General features: G+C 42.5%; 20 protein-coding genes. 9 read left to right on the forward strand and 11 right to left on the reverse strand.

Annotation, left to right across the window (positions count from 1 at the left end; all coding sequences use genetic code 11):
- Positions 1–194: 194 nt before the first annotated feature.
- From DW125_RS02045 to DW125_RS02060, 4 genes are read right to left on the reverse strand one after another with little or no spacing between them, the layout of a single operon-like run.
- On the reverse strand, positions 195–1349 hold the full coding sequence (locus DW125_RS02045; protein WP_009247525.1) for an AAA family ATPase: 1155 nt from the start codon (positions 1347–1349) through the stop codon (positions 195–197).
- Positions 1339–1674 (reverse strand): plasmid mobilization protein, encoded by a 336-nt coding sequence (locus tag DW125_RS02050; protein WP_009247526.1) that lies wholly within the window; start codon positions 1672–1674, stop codon positions 1339–1341. Before DW125_RS02050 ends, DW125_RS02045 begins: the two co-directional genes overlap by 11 nt.
- Complete coding sequence (locus DW125_RS02055) at positions 1664–2755, reverse strand: site-specific integrase (RefSeq protein WP_009247527.1); 1092 nt, start codon at positions 2753–2755, stop codon at positions 1664–1666. The genes DW125_RS02050 and DW125_RS02055 overlap by 11 nt, the downstream gene beginning before the upstream one ends.
- A complete protein-coding gene (locus tag DW125_RS02060) occupies positions 2756–2944 on the reverse strand; it encodes a transcriptional regulator (protein WP_009247528.1) in 189 nt (62 codons plus the stop codon).
- Positions 2945–3392: 448 nt separating this feature from the next.
- On the opposite strand from DW125_RS02060, the gene DW125_RS02065 reads away from it, so the two are divergent.
- The 9 genes from DW125_RS02065 (at position 3393) to DW125_RS02105 (ending at position 12814) form a co-directional block, all read left to right on the forward strand.
- Entirely contained in the window at positions 3393–3923 is a 531-nt protein-coding gene (locus tag DW125_RS02065) for a helix-turn-helix domain-containing protein (RefSeq protein WP_009247529.1), read from the forward strand.
- A 518-nt stretch (positions 3924–4441) separates the two neighbouring features.
- Positions 4442–5617, forward strand: coding sequence for a MarR family transcriptional regulator (locus tag DW125_RS02070; protein WP_226850870.1), 1176 nt, complete (start codon positions 4442–4444; stop codon positions 5615–5617).
- Positions 5618–5619: 2 nt separating this feature from the next.
- Positions 5620–6150 (forward strand): hypothetical protein, encoded by a 531-nt coding sequence (locus DW125_RS13940; protein WP_005333547.1) that lies wholly within the window; start codon positions 5620–5622, stop codon positions 6148–6150.
- Positions 6151–6282: 132 nt separating this feature from the next.
- Positions 6283–7131 (forward strand): MerR family transcriptional regulator, encoded by an 849-nt coding sequence (locus tag DW125_RS02080; RefSeq protein ID WP_117536970.1) that lies wholly within the window; start codon positions 6283–6285, stop codon positions 7129–7131.
- Between the two features lie 328 nt (positions 7132–7459).
- Complete coding sequence (locus DW125_RS02085) at positions 7460–7987, forward strand: DUF5697 family protein (RefSeq protein WP_117536971.1); 528 nt, start codon at positions 7460–7462, stop codon at positions 7985–7987.
- A gap of 6 nt (positions 7988–7993) precedes the next feature.
- On the forward strand, positions 7994–8695 hold the full coding sequence (locus DW125_RS02090) for a DUF6100 family protein (protein WP_117536972.1): 702 nt from the start codon (positions 7994–7996) through the stop codon (positions 8693–8695).
- A 235-nt stretch (positions 8696–8930) separates the two neighbouring features.
- Positions 8931–9911: a hypothetical protein gene (locus tag DW125_RS02095; RefSeq protein ID WP_242992883.1), complete on the forward strand. Its 981-nt coding sequence runs from the start codon at positions 8931–8933 to the stop codon at positions 9909–9911.
- A complete protein-coding gene (locus DW125_RS02100; protein ID WP_117536973.1) occupies positions 9901–11871 on the forward strand; it encodes a VirD4-like conjugal transfer protein, CD1115 family in 1971 nt (656 codons plus the stop codon). Before DW125_RS02095 ends, DW125_RS02100 begins: the two co-directional genes overlap by 11 nt.
- A 19-nt stretch (positions 11872–11890) precedes the next feature.
- Complete coding sequence (locus DW125_RS02105) at positions 11891–12814, forward strand: S1 RNA-binding domain-containing protein (protein WP_199537816.1); 924 nt, start codon at positions 11891–11893, stop codon at positions 12812–12814.
- Between the two features lie 334 nt (positions 12815–13148).
- Here DW125_RS02105 and DW125_RS02110 read toward each other — a convergent pair whose 3' ends face one another.
- The 7 genes from DW125_RS02110 to DW125_RS02140 all read right to left on the reverse strand — a co-directional run bounded on the left by DW125_RS02110 (position 13149) and on the right by DW125_RS02140 (position 17289).
- Positions 13149–13511: a hypothetical protein gene (locus DW125_RS02110; protein ID WP_117536975.1), complete on the reverse strand. Its 363-nt coding sequence runs from the start codon at positions 13509–13511 to the stop codon at positions 13149–13151.
- Positions 13512–13624: 113 nt separating this feature from the next.
- A complete protein-coding gene (locus DW125_RS02115) occupies positions 13625–14032 on the reverse strand; it encodes a hypothetical protein (RefSeq protein ID WP_117536976.1) in 408 nt (135 codons plus the stop codon).
- 11 nt (positions 14033–14043) lie between these two features.
- A complete protein-coding gene (locus DW125_RS02120; protein WP_240577164.1) occupies positions 14044–14427 on the reverse strand; it encodes a hypothetical protein in 384 nt (127 codons plus the stop codon).
- A 117-nt stretch (positions 14428–14544) separates the two neighbouring features.
- Positions 14545–14703 carry a sodium ion-translocating decarboxylase subunit beta gene (locus DW125_RS02125; RefSeq protein ID WP_240577163.1) on the reverse strand — a complete coding sequence of 53 codons (159 nt, stop codon included), beginning with the start codon at positions 14701–14703 and terminating at the stop codon, positions 14545–14547.
- A 60-nt stretch (positions 14704–14763) separates the two neighbouring features.
- Entirely contained in the window at positions 14764–15618 is an 855-nt protein-coding gene (locus DW125_RS02130; RefSeq protein WP_242992884.1) for a hypothetical protein, read from the reverse strand.
- Positions 15619–15645: 27 nt separating this feature from the next.
- Positions 15646–16494 (reverse strand): hypothetical protein, encoded by an 849-nt coding sequence (locus DW125_RS02135; protein WP_117536977.1) that lies wholly within the window; start codon positions 16492–16494, stop codon positions 15646–15648.
- An 81-nt stretch (positions 16495–16575) separates the two neighbouring features.
- Complete coding sequence (locus tag DW125_RS02140; RefSeq protein ID WP_117536978.1) at positions 16576–17289, reverse strand: hypothetical protein; 714 nt, start codon at positions 17287–17289, stop codon at positions 16576–16578.

Here is a 17289-nt window from a genome sequence, read left to right on the forward strand (position 1 = left end):
AGGGGTGAGCGTGTGCCGGTGGCACACACGCCTGCGAACCGACCGAGCCAGCAGGCGAGACCAAAGAGCCGCCTTTGAAAAGGCACTCTCTGCACACTCCCCTAAACTTTATCCGGTGTCAAAGTGTGACGATGGTGACAATGTTTTTCACAGCGTGCTGCTCTCAAAAACATTGACACCTTTGACACCGTTTGTCACGCCGTCTGCTCGGTTTCTTTCCAAAGTGAAACCTTTCTTCCGTCGTGTGTGCGGCTGTTCTGATAACGGATACCGTAATCACGAAACAGCCTGCTTGCGTTGATACTGAGCCTTAAAGAAAGTACATTCGGCTTTATATCCACCGCAAGCCTTTCGCAAAGTTCCGAAGCAGTTCCTTCCCATCTGTCACTTTCCGAAAAGAGCGTATCCGCTATCTTCTCAAGCAGAGGTTCGGGCGGTTCTTTCCACATCTCCGTTTCCGATTTTGCAAAGTTCCACACCAATCGCTCGCTGTCCCTTACAAGATGGATTTTCATATCCTGCTGGTCTCTGCCAGCAACATCAAGTGTGGCATTGTTGGAAGTACGCTTGTCCTTACTGAGAACAAATGCACCGTCTGCCGCACCCATCAGACCATTCGTGCCTGAAATCATATCGAATATATCTTCCGATTTTTGTTTGCGTGTATGATGAACAATAAGCATTGAAACCTTGTAACTGTCTGCCAACGCTTTCAGCCTTGCCACAACATCATAATCACTTGCGTAGCTGTAATCTGCTCCGCCTGCTTCACGCACACGCTTTAAGGTGTCTATGATAATCAAGCCTGTGTCTGGGTGTTCCCTCATAAACCCTCTTATCTGTTCTTCCAGTCCGCCATTGACCGTTTTACATTCCGTTGCGAAATACAGATTGCCTGTCTCCTTTGCACCGAACATCTGAAACAATCGCTTCTGCAAACGTGGGTAATCATCTTCAAGGGCAAAATAAAGCACCGTTGCCTTACGCACCTTATACTCCCAAAGCGGTGTGCCTGTGCTGATATGATAGGCAAGCTGTGCCATCATAAAGCTCTTTCCCACTTTCGGGGAACCTACGAAAAGGTAAGTTCCCCTTTGGAGCAGACCGTCGATAAGTGGTGTCTGAACCTCAAACACCGTATCATACAGCGTTGTCATTGATACTGTTTTCAGATAGGAAGGGTCTAACTGTCTGAGTATTTCCCTTTGCATTTCTTCAAAAGATTGCTCGTACCCCTTGAAATCCGTATCCTGATTGACTATACTATTGTCAGTACATTTGGAAAGTGACTGTTCCGCATCTGTTGCCGCAGATACATTTGGAATAGTCATTTCTTTTTTATTCTCCATTCGCATCCTCTCCTTTCAAACCGCCGAGAATAATGGAAATCAGTTCTATTACACTCAGCAGTTCATCATCCACACCTTTTCCTGCTTCAATCCTTTTCAGTTCCGCAAGGACTGTGGCAAATTCCGTTTTCAACGCCTTATACACTCTCGGATTGCCCTGTACCACCACATCCTGATTTAAGCAACGGCGGTAACAATACTCCTGTTTTGGCAATCCTGATAGAGCTACAGCTCTGTTAATGAGTTCGTTTTCTTCGGGCGATACTCGAAACCCTACTGTGATATTCCTCCAACGATTTTTGTTATCTCTGTTCTTAGCTGACATTTTCAAAATCTCCTTTCCCTAAATCATCTAATTTTTCTGCCATCTCAATCTGCTTTGACGGAAAGAGGTGTGCGTACTGATAAGTAATATCAATACTTTCGTGACCAACTCGGTCAGCAATCGCCACCGCAGAAAAGCCCATATCAATCAAGAGTGAAATGTGGCTGTGACGGAGATCGTGAATGCGGATACGCTTCACGCCTGCCGCCTTTGCCCCTCTGTCCATCTCGTGATGAAGATAGCTTTTCGTCACCGTAAAGATACGGTCTTTCTTCTTCAATCCGTAAAGCATACCGAGATATTCTTTCATTTCCTCACACAGAAACTTCGGCATTTTAATCGTGCGGTTGCTCTTTTTCGTTTTCGGAGAAGTAATCACATCCTGCCCTTTCAAACGCTGATAGGATTTATTGATTGTGACTGTTTCCTTATCAAAGTTGAAATCTGCCGGAGTCAAAGCTAACAGCTCGCCCTCTCGGATACCGCACCAGTAAAGCATTTCAAACGCATAAAAGGAAACAGGCTTGTCCATCATCTCAAAAGAGAATTTCTTGTATTCTTCCTTTGTCCAGAACAGCATTTCCTTGTGTTCCTCACGTCCCATATTTCCCACCTTTGCCGCAGGATTGGAACGCAGTTCATAGTAGCGGACAGCGTGATTGAAAATGGCGGACAACTGATTGTGCAGCGTTTTCAGATACGTCTGTGAATAAGGCTTTTTCTTCTCATCACGATAGGCAAGCATTTCATTCTGCCAAGTAATAATCTCCTTTGTGGAAATCTCGCTGATTTTCAGTTTCCCGAAATACGGAAGTATCTTTGTGCGTATGATATGCTCTTTGGTAAGCCACGTGTTTTCCTTCAAACGGTTCTTCACATCATTGATATAAAGCTCCGTAAAGGCTTCAAAACTCATATCAAGGTCTGAAGAAGTCTGCAATTTGAACATTCTTTCCCATTCCTGTGCTTCTCGTTTGGTAGCAAAGCCACGCTTGCATTTCTGCTTGCGTTCCCCTTTCCAGTTCACATACCTTGCCATCACATACCAAGTACCGTTATCTTCATTCTTAAATACCGGCATTTACATTTCCCCCTTTCCTGCTCCGTAGAGCCTTTCGTAAAAATACTGGCGATTTACACGCCCTGCAATCGTAATAAAGCCCTTTGCTTTCAATTCCTCATTTAATTGTCTGATGAGTTTATATGCATAAGGTTTTGATACGTTTAGTTCCTGAGCCACATCTTCGGCTCGGATAAATCTGTTTTCCATATCCTTTTTCTTCCTTTCTTAAAATAATTTTTTGCTTGCCGCTTTCTCCGTGTTAAAGTTCCAACAGGCACTCCTGCTTGTCGGCAGGCGCTGTGCTGTCCCAATGCACCGCAGTACATCAGGCGCTCGCTCGTATAGGGGTTCCCGAAAAGTCGGAGACTTTTGGGGAAGAGGAGGAGCAGTGCAGCGAATGAGCTTTTGTGCTTGCACACAAGCGAACGATACGGAACTTGCTCCGACGAGGTCTTGGCGGTTTGGCTTTTCGGACGGTCATTCAGTTGTCGCATTAAGCATATTTGTTTAATTCGTAATTTATTTTACTAAACATATTTGCTATTGTCAAGTGGTTGCAAAGAAAATATTAAACATTTTTGTTTCGGTTTTTCTTGACTTCCACTAAACATTTCTGCTATACTTATTTCACTAAATATAAAAGGAGCGTATCATTATGGCTATCAGCGAAAGAATACATTTTTTCAGACTAATGCGTGGTATGACACAAAAGTATCTCGGTACAGCAATCGGTTTTCCAGAAAAGAGTGCTGATGTGCGTTTGGCACAGTACGAAACTGGTACACGCAAACCGAAAGCAGACCTTACAAATGCATTGGCACAGGTGCTTGATGTTTCTCCACAGGCTCTTGATGTTCCTGACATAGACAGCTATATCGGTCTTATGCACACTCTGTTTACCCTTGAAGATATTTACGGTCTTACTGTCAGTGAAGCAGACGGAGAGGTATGCTTAAAGGTCAACAAGGACAAAGGCAGAGAAGCATATGAACTCCTCAAAATGCTGTATGCTTGGAAAGAACAGGCAGACAAGCTATCTTCCGAAGAAATCAACAGAGAAGAATACGATAACTGGCGTTACCATTATCCAGAGTTCGACACCACACAGCGTTGGGCAAAAGTTCCATCACAGGAATTAAGTGACGCTCTCGTGGAAGCATTCAAAGACCACTTGAAAGATAAATAAGCACCTACAGGACCTGCCACTGGCAGCTCCCTACAGATGCTTTGGCAACGACAAAAAAGCCCTTAACTATGGTTATTAACCACAGCTAAGGGCTTAGTTTATAATATGGAATTTGTTCAGAGTCAAGCTCCGAACTTTAGTCTGCAAGCCACCTGTTAATTGTTCCGTTACCCATAAACCACTGGATAACAAGAATAATGGCACTTGCTATGACTGTTATCAATTTGTTATCAAAAGACTAATCGAAATCGCTGAAACCCGCATAAACACTGGCTTTTTTAAGCAACTCGATTTATTCAAACTCCAGATTGACAGTACGGAGTATTAACGCATATAGACGATTTTAAAGGCTTTTTAACCAGTTAAGAGCAACATAGCCACATAATCTAAATTTTAAAAATGCAATAAAAATGCAATGAGTGAAACGACTACTTGCTATACTTCCATCGGCTTCTTCTTGATACCAACACTATGAAAAGTCCGATTACAATTAAATATACTTTGAAAGGAAGATCACCATGAATTACAAATTAGAACTCAAACAAATCGTGGAATTTCCACGCTGTCGCATTTACCGTGACTTCATACAAACTTTAATCACTACCAAGAGCATCCGAACTACCGGGGGCTCTTTTCTTTTTTATTATCTGGTATTATGCTCCTATGCAAATTACCGCACATCCTACCGCCGGATGGAACACATTACCTATACCATTGGTCCAGGAGAGTGGATCTGCACAGTCACAGATCTTCAGGAATGGTTTCGCTGCCGTTTCCAACATCAAGCGTTGTCCATCCTTCGATTTTTTGAAGAGCAGAATTACATTACCTACTCTCTTCTCGGCAAAAAGCGCCTGGTCAAATTCAAAATATCAGACTGGCCCAAAGACAATACCGTATTGGAATACAACTATCCCTGTAAAAAAGATACAGGGTTTTTCTTTTTCCCGATTGCCAAAGTTCACGAACTAATTGGCATTGGAAAATGCTCGGAAATGGATGTTATTCTGGATCTGTGGATTCATGCAGTTTACAACGATTCCTCTGTCCTGGGATCTGATTCCGGTCCCATTGTCTATTACCGGGATAATACCGGAAATCCCCTTACCAGCTTTAATGAACTGGGTGAAAGGTGGAGTCTGTCAAAGGCATCGGTATCACGACTCTTGAAGAAACTGGAGGAAAAAGAATACATTACACTTATCTCATTTACAGGAAAACACGGAAGCGTAATTTATCTCAACAATTACCTGTCCGTGATGTTTAATATCAGCGACGTTATGATTGACAAGGAGGAGATCGCTATGAAGATGCAATTACCAATCCATGTACCTGAAGAAATCACTATTGAGGATTCTGCTTCTGTTAGCGTTTCAGAAACTGTCACAGACTCACAAATCACCGTTACAAAAAATGATTCCTGCGTTCCAGATTCACACATGAAATTTATCGTGCAAAAAGTCGCAGAACTATTGGATTCACAAGGGATTCCATGTTGCCACTGCTCCAAAACCCGCTATATATTATCTCCATTATCAGCCTGCAAAGATATATTTAATACATTTACTCTAAATATTATCTGTCCCTACGGAAATGCCGCTTATCGGTTTGAGTTGTCCGTAAGTCCGGGGGATGAGTCTGCCCAAAAGATGCCTGCCGTGGCAGAGCCTTCTGCACTGAAAGGGGGGGAATAGACATGGCAAACCGCAATACACAGGGATTTCCTTCACCCGAAGAAGATCCACGTTTTCACGACACCTATCAGTTTTTACGCAGATACCGGGATGCAACCTACAGCCTGAAGGTAGTCGTACACCAGATGGAGCACCAGTTTAAGCTCCAATACGACAATGACATCGACAAATTTCTGGACTCCATCTATGCTGCCGGGGCTGATCTTACCGGAAGCGACATCGAACAACGGGCAAAAAGTATTGCCAGAAGCAACCAGATGCTGAAGCTTTTGGAATCATCCATCGATCTCCTCCGGAACAATCACAAGCATGGGGAACAGTATTACTGGATTCTCTACTACGCTTTTCTCTCTCCACAGGAAATGAAAAATACAGATGAGATATTGGATAAGCTGGCTCACCACATCACCAATATTTCCTACCGCACCTATTACCGGAAACGCAGGGCTGCGATTGAAGCACTCAGTACCATCCTTTGGGGATTTACTGCAAAAGAGACATTGGATACGCTCAACAAGTTCTTTCCAGAGTAATACATATCGCCTATCTTCTCGGCTTTTCGTAATATCATAAAAATGTTATACTAAAAAATGCAAAATATATATTGACTCTCACGGAACGTCATAGCGTACAGTTATCTTATCAGGAACAGGAGGTCAGCAACTATGAGGACAGTCAAAGAAATATCAGGACTTACAGGTATCAGCGTTCGCACGCTTCACTATTACGATGAAATCGGGCTTTTAAAACCAACACAAAAAAGTGATGCGGGATACCGGTTTTATGACGATAGGGCATTGGAAATATTACAGCAGATTCTGTTTTTCCGTGAGTTTGACATTCCTTTGAAAGAAATCAAAGCTGTTCTGGAGAATCCTGCTCTTGAAAGGAACCAGATCTTGCAAATGCAGAGAAAAATGTTGGTAGCAAAGAAAGAACGTATGGAACATCTGATTGCCAGCATTGATGATATCCTGAAAGGAGAGAATAAAATGGATTTTGCGATTTTTAGTAAAACGGAAGTTGAAGAAATGTTCCAAACTATGTTTGAACATATGCCTGACAATATGAAAGAACTTGCTGTAAAAGAGTTTGGAAGCATTGAAGAATGGAAAAAGCATTATATTAAAACAGTTTCATCAGAAGAAATGCAGAAAGGCTATGCTAAAGTTGTTGAGTGGTATGGAGGAAAAGAGCAATTCCTGTCTGTTGCCAACAATCCTATTAGCAAAGAGGCTGCAGAAAGTTACAACCAACAATTTGACAATCTTTTATACAAATTAGCAGCTAAAAAAGTATGTTCACCAGATTCTTCTGAAGTAAGAGAACTTGTTTCCGAATACGGTTTTCTTATGAAACAACTTTCACAGATAAAGAAAGAACACGGTCTGATGGTTGCACAGGCTCAATATTACCGTAATGAAAAAATCAAACCTATGATAGATGAAAAATACGGCAATGGTACAGCCGAATTCTTCGCACAAGCTTTCGAAGCATTTTATAAAGACAAGTAATCATTAGAACTACACAAAAGCACAACAATACACCATGCAGGGAATCAAAATGGTTTCCTGCTTTTTTTATGCCAACCAGTGAAAATGGCACAGAAATGACCTGCTTCTGCGATTGAAGCGTAAAATTACCCATGCTACAATAGGTATTGCTTATAGTTTTCCTTATTTCCAGCACCCATAGATGGTGCTTTTTTTGTACCTGTAAATTCAATCGCTGACAGCAGGTTCTATGTACTTTGTACGTACACTATACCTACAATACCAAACGTATTCTGTACGTACAGCCATACGTATAAAGTTTCCTATTATATATAGAAGGGAGTCAATCATGAAAACAAGGAACGAAATCTATCAAGGAGAGGGAGCCAAGCTCTTACGGTTCATTACCACTTACCATACTCTGAAGTATGACCAGGTTTTACAACTTTTCTCCCGACATGAGCAGTCTATCAAGTCATTGGTTACCAGCCTCATCAAACAAGGGCGCATCATTTACGATAAAGAGCATGACCTTCTTTGTGACAGCCAGCAGTCTGCTGAGAATCCTGACTATGCTATAATTACATGCTTTTGGGTACTGCTGGATTTTAAGAAAGGTATTGTATACCACACCAGTGGCGAATTTCCAATCAAGCTCAATTTCTTTTCGCAAGATGAACAATACGAAATCATCTATATCGGTGAAGAACAGGAGGCTCTGATCAATCATGTGATGGAAAGTATCCCATCAAATGGTTCCAAACGCCTGATTGTCTTAGAATCCGAAAGCCAGGCTGCCAAAATCACCATTGATGATGTAGCCGCTTACTGCCTTGTAAATGAATCCGGTGCTGTCAGTTACTACATGAGAAAGTAGGTTATTATGACGCAAAATACACCAACCATTTACCAGCGGCTTGAAAAACTGGAAGGGGAGCTGCAAAAACTGACGAATACCGTTTACGCTCTGAAGGTCACTGATATCCAGAATTATGATAAAAATTTTGAGGAACTAAGCGTCAGTGCTGCTCTTCGGGCGGAGCGGATTGCCTGCCAGATGCGTAACCTTGTCTGTCCGGCTCTCTCCCCAAATCAAGCAGTTTATCTTCCCAAAGCGGCAGATGCACAGGGAATGCGGATTGCAGAACAGCAGGGGATTCTCACCATTACGCTTCCCGGACTGCTTCCGAAACGAAGAGTCCACACAAACACTGCATTTCTCCATGAACCGCTTAATTATATGCTTCGGGAGTATGTAAAACAAAATGCCCTGCCCCTCTATCGTGACTGCGTGATATGTTTCAGTCAAATATATGACAGGGAACTTCCTCAAAGACGTATCCGGGATTATGACAATCTGGAGTTTAAACAGATTCTGGATACACTTTGTACTTATGTTCTGACAGATGACAGCGGCTTTTTCTGTGATTCCTACTACACGACACAGCTTGGCTTAAAGGACTGTACACTAGTATCGGTTATGGAAAAAGCTGACTTTCCGAAATGGCTGCAGAACCAGAAAAATCATCACGAAAGCATGTCGGAAAATCTCCTGACTTCTCAGGCAGAAATCCGACATCGGTAAGAACCACCGCAGGGAACTTTGTTTTCTTGCTTTTTTTATCTCCAAACCACCAGAGATTTACCCAAGTATAGGCTTGCATGGGTAAGAACTGAATTGAGGTGATGCTTATTTGATAAGACCTGACACTACGAAATACCGCTTACTGGAAATGATAGGGATGTGCGGGGAATTTCCCGCAGACCAGCTAAACAGACTCATCCCAAGTGCCTCCTATGCGGAAAAACTCATTACGGATTTGAAGGCGGAACACCTCATCCGTACCCACTACCGGGATGCTCTCAGAGGCTACCGTCTTACAAAAGCTGCGAAAGAAATGCTGTTATCTGTCTCGCCGTTACGCTTCCAGTGCTATCTGACCGGCAATACCGAGACGAACCTCATCCGAAGTGAAGTATCCCGACGTATCCGCTTACATCAGAAAGCCGAAACGTATCTGACACTCCTTCATGCCGGGATTCCCTTTTATCCGGATGTAAAACCTGACATCTTCTGTAATCACCGCGAAGCTGGTTCCATCGGTATGCGAAGCCTTCCTCTTTTTTACGCTTCCAGAGAAATTAAGGAACTAGGCCCGGAGACCACGAAGATTAGGAACTCCCGCAGCATGGGCATCCTGATGGCACCGCAATGTGTCTATGTCCTTTACAACACGGGAAACGGAGTCCTGAAATGGGAATATCGAACGGAAGTCCGCTTAAACGCCTTCCTGCAGCATTACCTGCAAGGCTACCCTTACAACGGACATCCACAGATCCGGGCAATCATGACCGGAACCGACATGGAAATGGCTTTCCGGCTGTTTACCAGTACAGGAGGCTACAAAAAGAGCCTGTTTATGCTGGACACTTCCTTCGAGCATTTCCATTACCTTCCCAATACTCCGGAAGGGGAAGTGCTTTTAAAACTGCTGGTTCACCCTGAGATCATGGAAAAGCTGGACAACCTCCTGCTGTCCGATCTGGGCTGCCGCAACGATTCAATTCCACTGGAACATGATGCCACGGATGCTTCCGGGAACCCCATCCTTCTTGCTTATGATTTTGACATGCAGCGAATCAACCGGTTCAATACCGGCTTAAATGTATACGGCAGATCCGGGAACCTGATCTGTTTCGATTTTCAGATTCCGGTCCTGAAAAAATACTTAACTGCCACAATCCATTTCTCCAGTATTGACCTTTGCAAATTCAAAAGGGGGTTTTTACATGAACCGTAAATGGTGGAAGCTCATTTATATGCTTCCGATCACCTTCTGCACCCTCTATGCAGGAGGCTATGTTGCTCAATTTATCCGCAACTATCAGACCTGGGAATCTGCCGGCAATTTTGCTGGAAACGGAACTGCCCCGCAGATTCCCTCCCCGCACCCGCTCGCCTGTCTGGATGCCCTGACTGCTTTCCCGTACAATCTGTATGGGATTTTTCTATGTCTGGCAGCTTTTGGACTCCTGACCTTCCTTCTCATGCGTATGGGATTTGACCGAAACGGGGAAATAACAGACCGGGACCGGAACCTGAATTATTCCACAAAGGGAACCTATGGGACTTCCGGTTTTATGACTTTGGAGGAAATGCATCAGGTACTGGAGCTTACGAATGATGTCAAGAAACACAAGGGAACCATTCTTGGAAAACTGAACGGAAAAGCCGTTTGTCTCCCGAAGGATACCCGCATGAACCGGAATATTGCCGTTTACGGTGCCAGCGGTTCCATGAAAAGCCGGGCCTTTGCACGCAACATGATCTTCCAGTGTGTTGCCCGCGGGGAAAGCCTCATCATCACCGATCCAAAATCGGAATTGTACGAAAGTACAGCCACTTACCTTGAGAATGCCGGATATATCGTGAAATCCTTTAATCTTGTAAACCCGGAAAACTCGGATAGCTGGAATTGTCTGGGTGAAATTGGCGGACAGGAAACCATGGCACAAGTATTTGCTGATGTCATCATCCAGAATACCGGTTCTGCCAAAGGCGATCACTTCTGGGACAATGCCGAGATGAACTTATTAAAAGCTCTGATTCTCTATGTGGATCAGGGATTCCCACCGGAGGCAAAGAATATCGGACAGGTATACAAACTCCTGACCATGAGTTCTGAAAAAGAACTGAACAGCCTCTTTGACCTGCTTCCGGTCTCCCATCCGGCAAAAGTCCCCTACTGCATCTATAAGCAGGCAAGTGACACGGTACGTTCCGGCGTCATCATCGGACTCGGTTCCAGACTTCAGGTATTCCAGAACAAGCTGATCCGCCAAATCACTTCCTATGATGAGATCAACCTGACGCTGCCGGGAAAAGAAAAATGTGCATACTTCTGCATCACTTCGGATCAAGACAGCACTTTTGATTTTCTTTCTTCCCTGTTTATGACCTTCGTATTTATCAAACTGGTCCGTTATGCAGACACCTATGGGGAAGATGGAAAACTGCCGGTTCCGGTACATATCCTGGCTGATGAGCTGGCGAATACGGGAGCAATCCTATCGCTCAACAAAAAGATTTCCGTGATCCGAAGTCGAAACCTCAGTATTTCCTGCATTTTCCAGAACCTGCCTCAGATGCAGAACCGGTATCCCTTAAACCAATGGCAGGAAATCATCGGGAACTGCGACACTCAGCTATTTTTAGGCTGTACGGATGAGGTAACTGCTACATTTATCTCTAACCGCTCCGGTGATGTGACCGTTGGTGTCAGCAGCGAAGCCAAACAATTAAATAGCTGGAGGGTATCCGATTATACACCAGAATACCGCCAGACCAGATCCATCGGGAAACGAAAGCTCTTAACTCCGGATGAGATCCTACGCCTGCCTCTGGATACCGCACTGATTATCCTGCGTGGCCAGAAAGTCCTGCAGGTAGAAAAATACGATTACACCCTGCACCCGGATGCCAAAAAACTCATTTCCCGGAAGGCTTCCGAGCATATTCCGGAATGGAGAAAAGGAGCATGTAGTGAAGAATATACGTACACTCCAACTATTCCTGCTTCCCACCCGAAAAAAACCGCTTCTTATGGAAAGCAGAAAAAGAAAAAAGCTGAGCCTCTCTTTGACCAGCAAAGCGTTTATCAGGAACCTGGCTATCACGATTTCCCGGATGACTTCTCAGCAGATAACTATCCGGATCACACAGACATGGTTCCTTTAGATAAAGATTCTATCATGTCATAATTTGAAAGGAGACACTATGATGCCAAACGAAACAACCAACACATCTATTTTAACTCTGGATTCCGATGCAAAGCTGGAAACAGCCCAGTCCATTTCAGACCTTACCTGGCATGAGATCCAGAATGCCTACCGTACCCGCCGTATCTTAACCGGAATGCTTGGCGGTATCGAGAAAACAGAAAACGGCAGCCTCATTGCCGTGGTTTACTACAAAGATTTCCGTGCTGTCATCCCGGTAACTGAGATGATGATTCATCTCATGCAGGATGAAGCACACGATTATGGGGAGCTTGCTCTGCGGCAGAACAAAATCCTCAACAATATGCTTGGATGTGAGATTGATTTTCTGATTAAAGGATTGGATTCCAAAACACGCAGCATTGTTGCCAGCCGCAAAGAAGCGATGCTAAAGAAACGCCAGATTTTCTATCTGGATAAAGACGCAAACGGAATGCCAAAGGTCTATGAAGACCGTATCGTACAGGCAAGAGTCATTGCCGTTGCTGAAAAAGTAGTCCGTGCTGAAATTTTCGGTGTGGAAACCTCCATTCTTGCCAGAGATTTGTCTTTTGACTGGATGGGCGATGCTAGAGAACGCTTTCAGGTGGGCGACCACATCCTGGTACGCATCCTGGATGTGGAGGCTGACTCACCAGAGCAGATTACGGTTCACGTAGATGTAAAAAGCGTGGAAGGTAATACCAGCAAAGAGAATATGAAAAAATGTAAGATTCAGGGAAAATACGCCGGAACTGTGGAAGACATCCATAAAGGCACCGTCTTTGTCCGGCTCTCCATCGGTGTCAATGCCATTGCTCACTCCTGCTATGACAGCCGGACAGTCGGGAAAAAGGATCAGGTATCCTTTGTGGTGACGCATATTGATGAGGAACGGAACGTTGCCCTCGGCATCATCACCCGCATCATCAAGCAGACCATTTAAAATTATAGGTTGTTCCATAAAAAGGAACGTGGTATACTGATTCGGTATTATTGAACTGGAAAGACGGATGCATTTCGATTTTGCCCTCTAGTATCCAAGGAGGGTGATGCCCATGAATACAATGGAAGTATTGACTTTACTATTGGTAATTTTTGCGGCTTTGACTTATATAGATCGACATAATAAGAAATAGCATCCACGACCCTAGGAAAGTTTTGGATGCTATGACTTATACATAGAATATAAAATTTAACTGAGGGCATCAGATTTTGCATCTGAATACCTTTCTTGAGTTCATTATACACTGGGGGATTTGAGAAATCAAGTCCCCCTTTTATTTTAATCTCTGCATCGGATACCTTTTCAGGAATGTATCAATCCACTTCTGATTCACCCCATTTAGTACACCAAGCCCGGATAATAGCTGCATACAGTCAAGATATCCCTGCACATAACTGAAAAGCTCCGTCTGATATCCCCAATGCTCGTAGGCATTATAATGCTCCTCAAACAGATCTGCCATTTCAGCATTCACATTCCGGAGTGCTTCCACTGCCTCATCAAACTTCTTTTCCAGTTCGCCGCATACACTTCTGCCTTCCTCAAACACCGGATTCTGCTCCCGCAGCCTTGTTCTGGTCGGCTCCATCAGTTCCATTGCACTCTGCATCAAAAGTTCCATCATCTCTTCATTCATTTTTCAGATACCTCTCTTTGCTTTTTCATTTGCCGTTGGCATAAATAAAGCATAGCAAATATCTGCTTTTCTGAAAACGATGTGACAGTTCCTACGATGATAGATTATAGTTCCTATTCTCCTGCCTGCTTACCAAAGAACAACTCTCTATGCGGATGCAGCGCATCTGCATGATAAATGTTGATCCGGTGCTCATCCCCACTCCGGTCTTTAAACGCCGGAAACAGGAACCCATATTCCGGTTTCCCCGGCTCATAATCTCCTGAAACCGGACAGATGGCGCACATAAGGAACGGATAGACTTCCTCCGATTCCCACAGCTCTGCTTTATCACTCGCCATTGCGATTGCCAGATTTCTCGTCTGATCTGAAGCAGATAATTTCAGGAAATGTGTATTGAATGTTCCATCCACAAATCCTTCCTCATCCATGTATGCTCCGGCAATCCTGCTGAAACAGTTTCTCTTGATTGTCATACGTCTAGTCAGTTCCAGCATATCTTCTCTGTTAATTTTTCCCATATTCTTCCTCGCTACCCATCTAAGCACGCATTATAAAAAGAGGTAAAATCCCCGTCAAATTCCATTTCAATAATATGTAGGCTGTCCATTGTGTGCTCCAGATAAGTCAGTGTTCCTCTGTCCAAATCTATACTCGGCTTTCCCAGTGAGTTCGCTATTACATCTGGATTTGTAATTCCAAACATCTCCTTTATATCCGGCATAAGATAATCCACGATATCCGGAAGCCTTTTTTCATACACCTGTGCCAGTTCAACTGCACGTTTTTTATAATCTGAATGTATCCTGTTGCATGTAAATTCAATTCCGTTTATTTCCATCTTATAGTAATCATTATTCTCATCATAGACAAACGCTGTACCCTTACTTTTTTTATTTTTTTCCAAAATCCCCATGATATATCTACACTTTCCCGGTTCTTCCGCCATACACAGTCTAAAAAACTGTAACTTAATGCTTACGTTTGTATAAAACAATTCCTGCTAAAATCAACAAAGTAATACCAATTACAATCAGAAAACTAAAACTATCCCGTTCAATTTCCCTGCTATGTAAATAGAAGTCGGACCATCCGCACCGCCTATCACGGATACTGCCGCATTTTCTTTCTGCTTCAGTACAATGCCAATGACAGCCAATACAATTCCTAAAATTCCTGCTATGATTCCCAAACATTTTTATGTAACTACCTTCTCCTCAAATCACATACTTCTTTACGGGAAGAATACATGTCATAAAATGTATGAATATATTAACTCCATTATTTTTTCTATTCCCATATCCTCTTTGTCATCACTATCCTGATTTATATGTTCTTCAAATTTTTTACATATTCTCAGATGTTCCATATATGCTTCATCTGACAGTTCACCTCCTTCAGATATTACCAAAGTTAAATATTCCACAAGATCCTTAAAATTCTCAACAACTCCTAAAAGAATAGTAAATAACACTTGAAGATCAACCCCTGTATTAGGAATTATCGACTCTCGCCCACTCATATTTTTCTTCTGCCATTGTTTTTCCTCACCTAACGGTGCATTATAAAACTGATATTCACCATTTCTTCCAAATGAATATCTCGCAAAATCAAAATGTGCATTTACACGTTTTAATTCCTCGATCAGTACGCTCAATTCTGATAGTGCGATTTCTATTGATTTGTTCATATTTAGTCTACTCAATTCACACTTTAAAATATTTAAATACTCATAAATACCGTGATTATTTTTTAATTTCTCTCCAGAATGAATAAGAAAATGAATTGCATTTATACTACTTTTCAGCCACAATTCTACGCCATGCCATACGTCAAATAAAATAGGAAAAACAAGCATATCTGCCACACAATAACGATTTCTATTATACAAAATTGAATACAGCCCTAATACTGCATTGGCCATATATGCTTTGCCCATTTCAAAATTATCATTTATAGTTTGAACCGGATTACTTTTATCATTTCCCCCCATAGCGTCATCAAAACACCAGTTCAAAAAAGCATAATTATTTGATTGATTATAATTTATCTCGTCTTCACTACAAAAAATTTTCATTTCATTATTCTTCTCCACTCTATTGGTCATATCTATCCCCTCCACAAAATAGAATTTTTATATACTTCTCAATTCATCATGTTCTTCAATCTTATTACATGGATTAGTTCGTAGCGTGACTGGATCTATAAACCAATATTTTGTATCTTCATAGTCAAATAACCTTCTTCCTAATAATGTGCGATTTGAAAACATATCTTTCTTTTCTGGCCAGTATACTCCCACAGGGCGACAATTCATATACTGATACGACTTGATCATCTGCGGAGCTCCTCCTATTGTATCTCTTTTATCTGTTTTTTGAAGCATTCTGCATAATGCTTCAAAAGGCTCCATATCTAAAACAATCCCTTTTTGTTTCTCGATATCGTTTCCATACTTTTTCCTTAATAAATCCCTTAATTCTCTTTTAAAATTTTCTCTCTGATCACCAATTGCCACAAAGTTGCCACTCACACTAGATATTATTCTATGGTTCTTTCCGTCCTTTGCAAAAGACTTATCATGTTTATCATAATAATATCTCCAAATTTTAAATTTCTTCTCCACCCACGAATATCCTCCAAAAACGAATTCATTATCGGGAACATAATTTGGATCAGCCAAATCATACACTGAATTCATTAGATGATTTGCATGATTTAAAAGGTGTCCATTAATATCGGTTATATCCATTGCCCGTGTTTCTATTCTTGTATATCCCGTCATTGCCTGCCTAATTTGCATCATCATTGGATATGCATATTCAGTATCTCCTGCAAACGCTAGTGCACATGTATTTCCCGGCAAAGTTGTAAGTTTTGGACACTCGTCCCAGCGATGTCCTCCACATAATCTACTATCAGAAATAAAAATTAATTCTTCACAATTATGAATTTTTCTCACCCACGATGCCGCTATTGTCATTGCTTTTCCTCCATCAACTTCAAATTTTTCTAATACATAAAACCTACTTACATTATACTCCTCCCCAATTCAAATCACAATTTATTCCCCAGCCTTTTTCCCGTTCACAAGCTTCGGACAGTAAAACGCCTGGATCTTCATAGTCTCCTCATCTGATTCAATTTCCACATAATAATCCCGGATAAAGTATCCCGCATTATGCTCCTGAAGGGCGTACAGCTCCAATGTCTGAAAATCCACCAGTACCAGATCACGTGGCTTTGGCTTTTGTGTTTCCTCACAGAATACTTCCATGCTTTCCACCAGCTTATCCAGACATTCCTGACACAGATGGTTCTGTACTTTTTTCACATCGAAGATACTATCTTCCCCGTAATCCACCGATACTTCGGAAATCCCGTAATCCGACATCTGCTCCGTATGGAAAAAGCAGCCGCCTTCTCCTGTCCCGGTATAACCCATATGCCCGTTTCCCTGCGGGCCGGTAAGATTCCCGTCTTCATCGTGATTCCGTATATGCATATCCATCACATACCATTGATTGGTACAGATGACTCCAAGATCATCAAACTTCCGAAAATATCCCATCATGCTCCGTTCATGACTCCCACACAGCCAGCACTGCTTGGGATCTTTCAGCTTGCTTTCTACTAATTCAGGCACCTTTCTTTCTACCGGGTGATATTCCTGCTCCTGTGTTTTTTCAAGATAACCTGTCAGATCCAGCCGGCTGATTCCCAGTCCGATCAGAATTCCTGCCGCACATGCCAATAATCCCACATATCCCTTTTTCAT

This window comes from Dorea sp. AM10-31 (assembly GCF_003435815.1).
GTDB lineage: Bacteria > Bacillota > Clostridia > Lachnospirales > Lachnospiraceae > Dorea_D > Dorea_D hominis.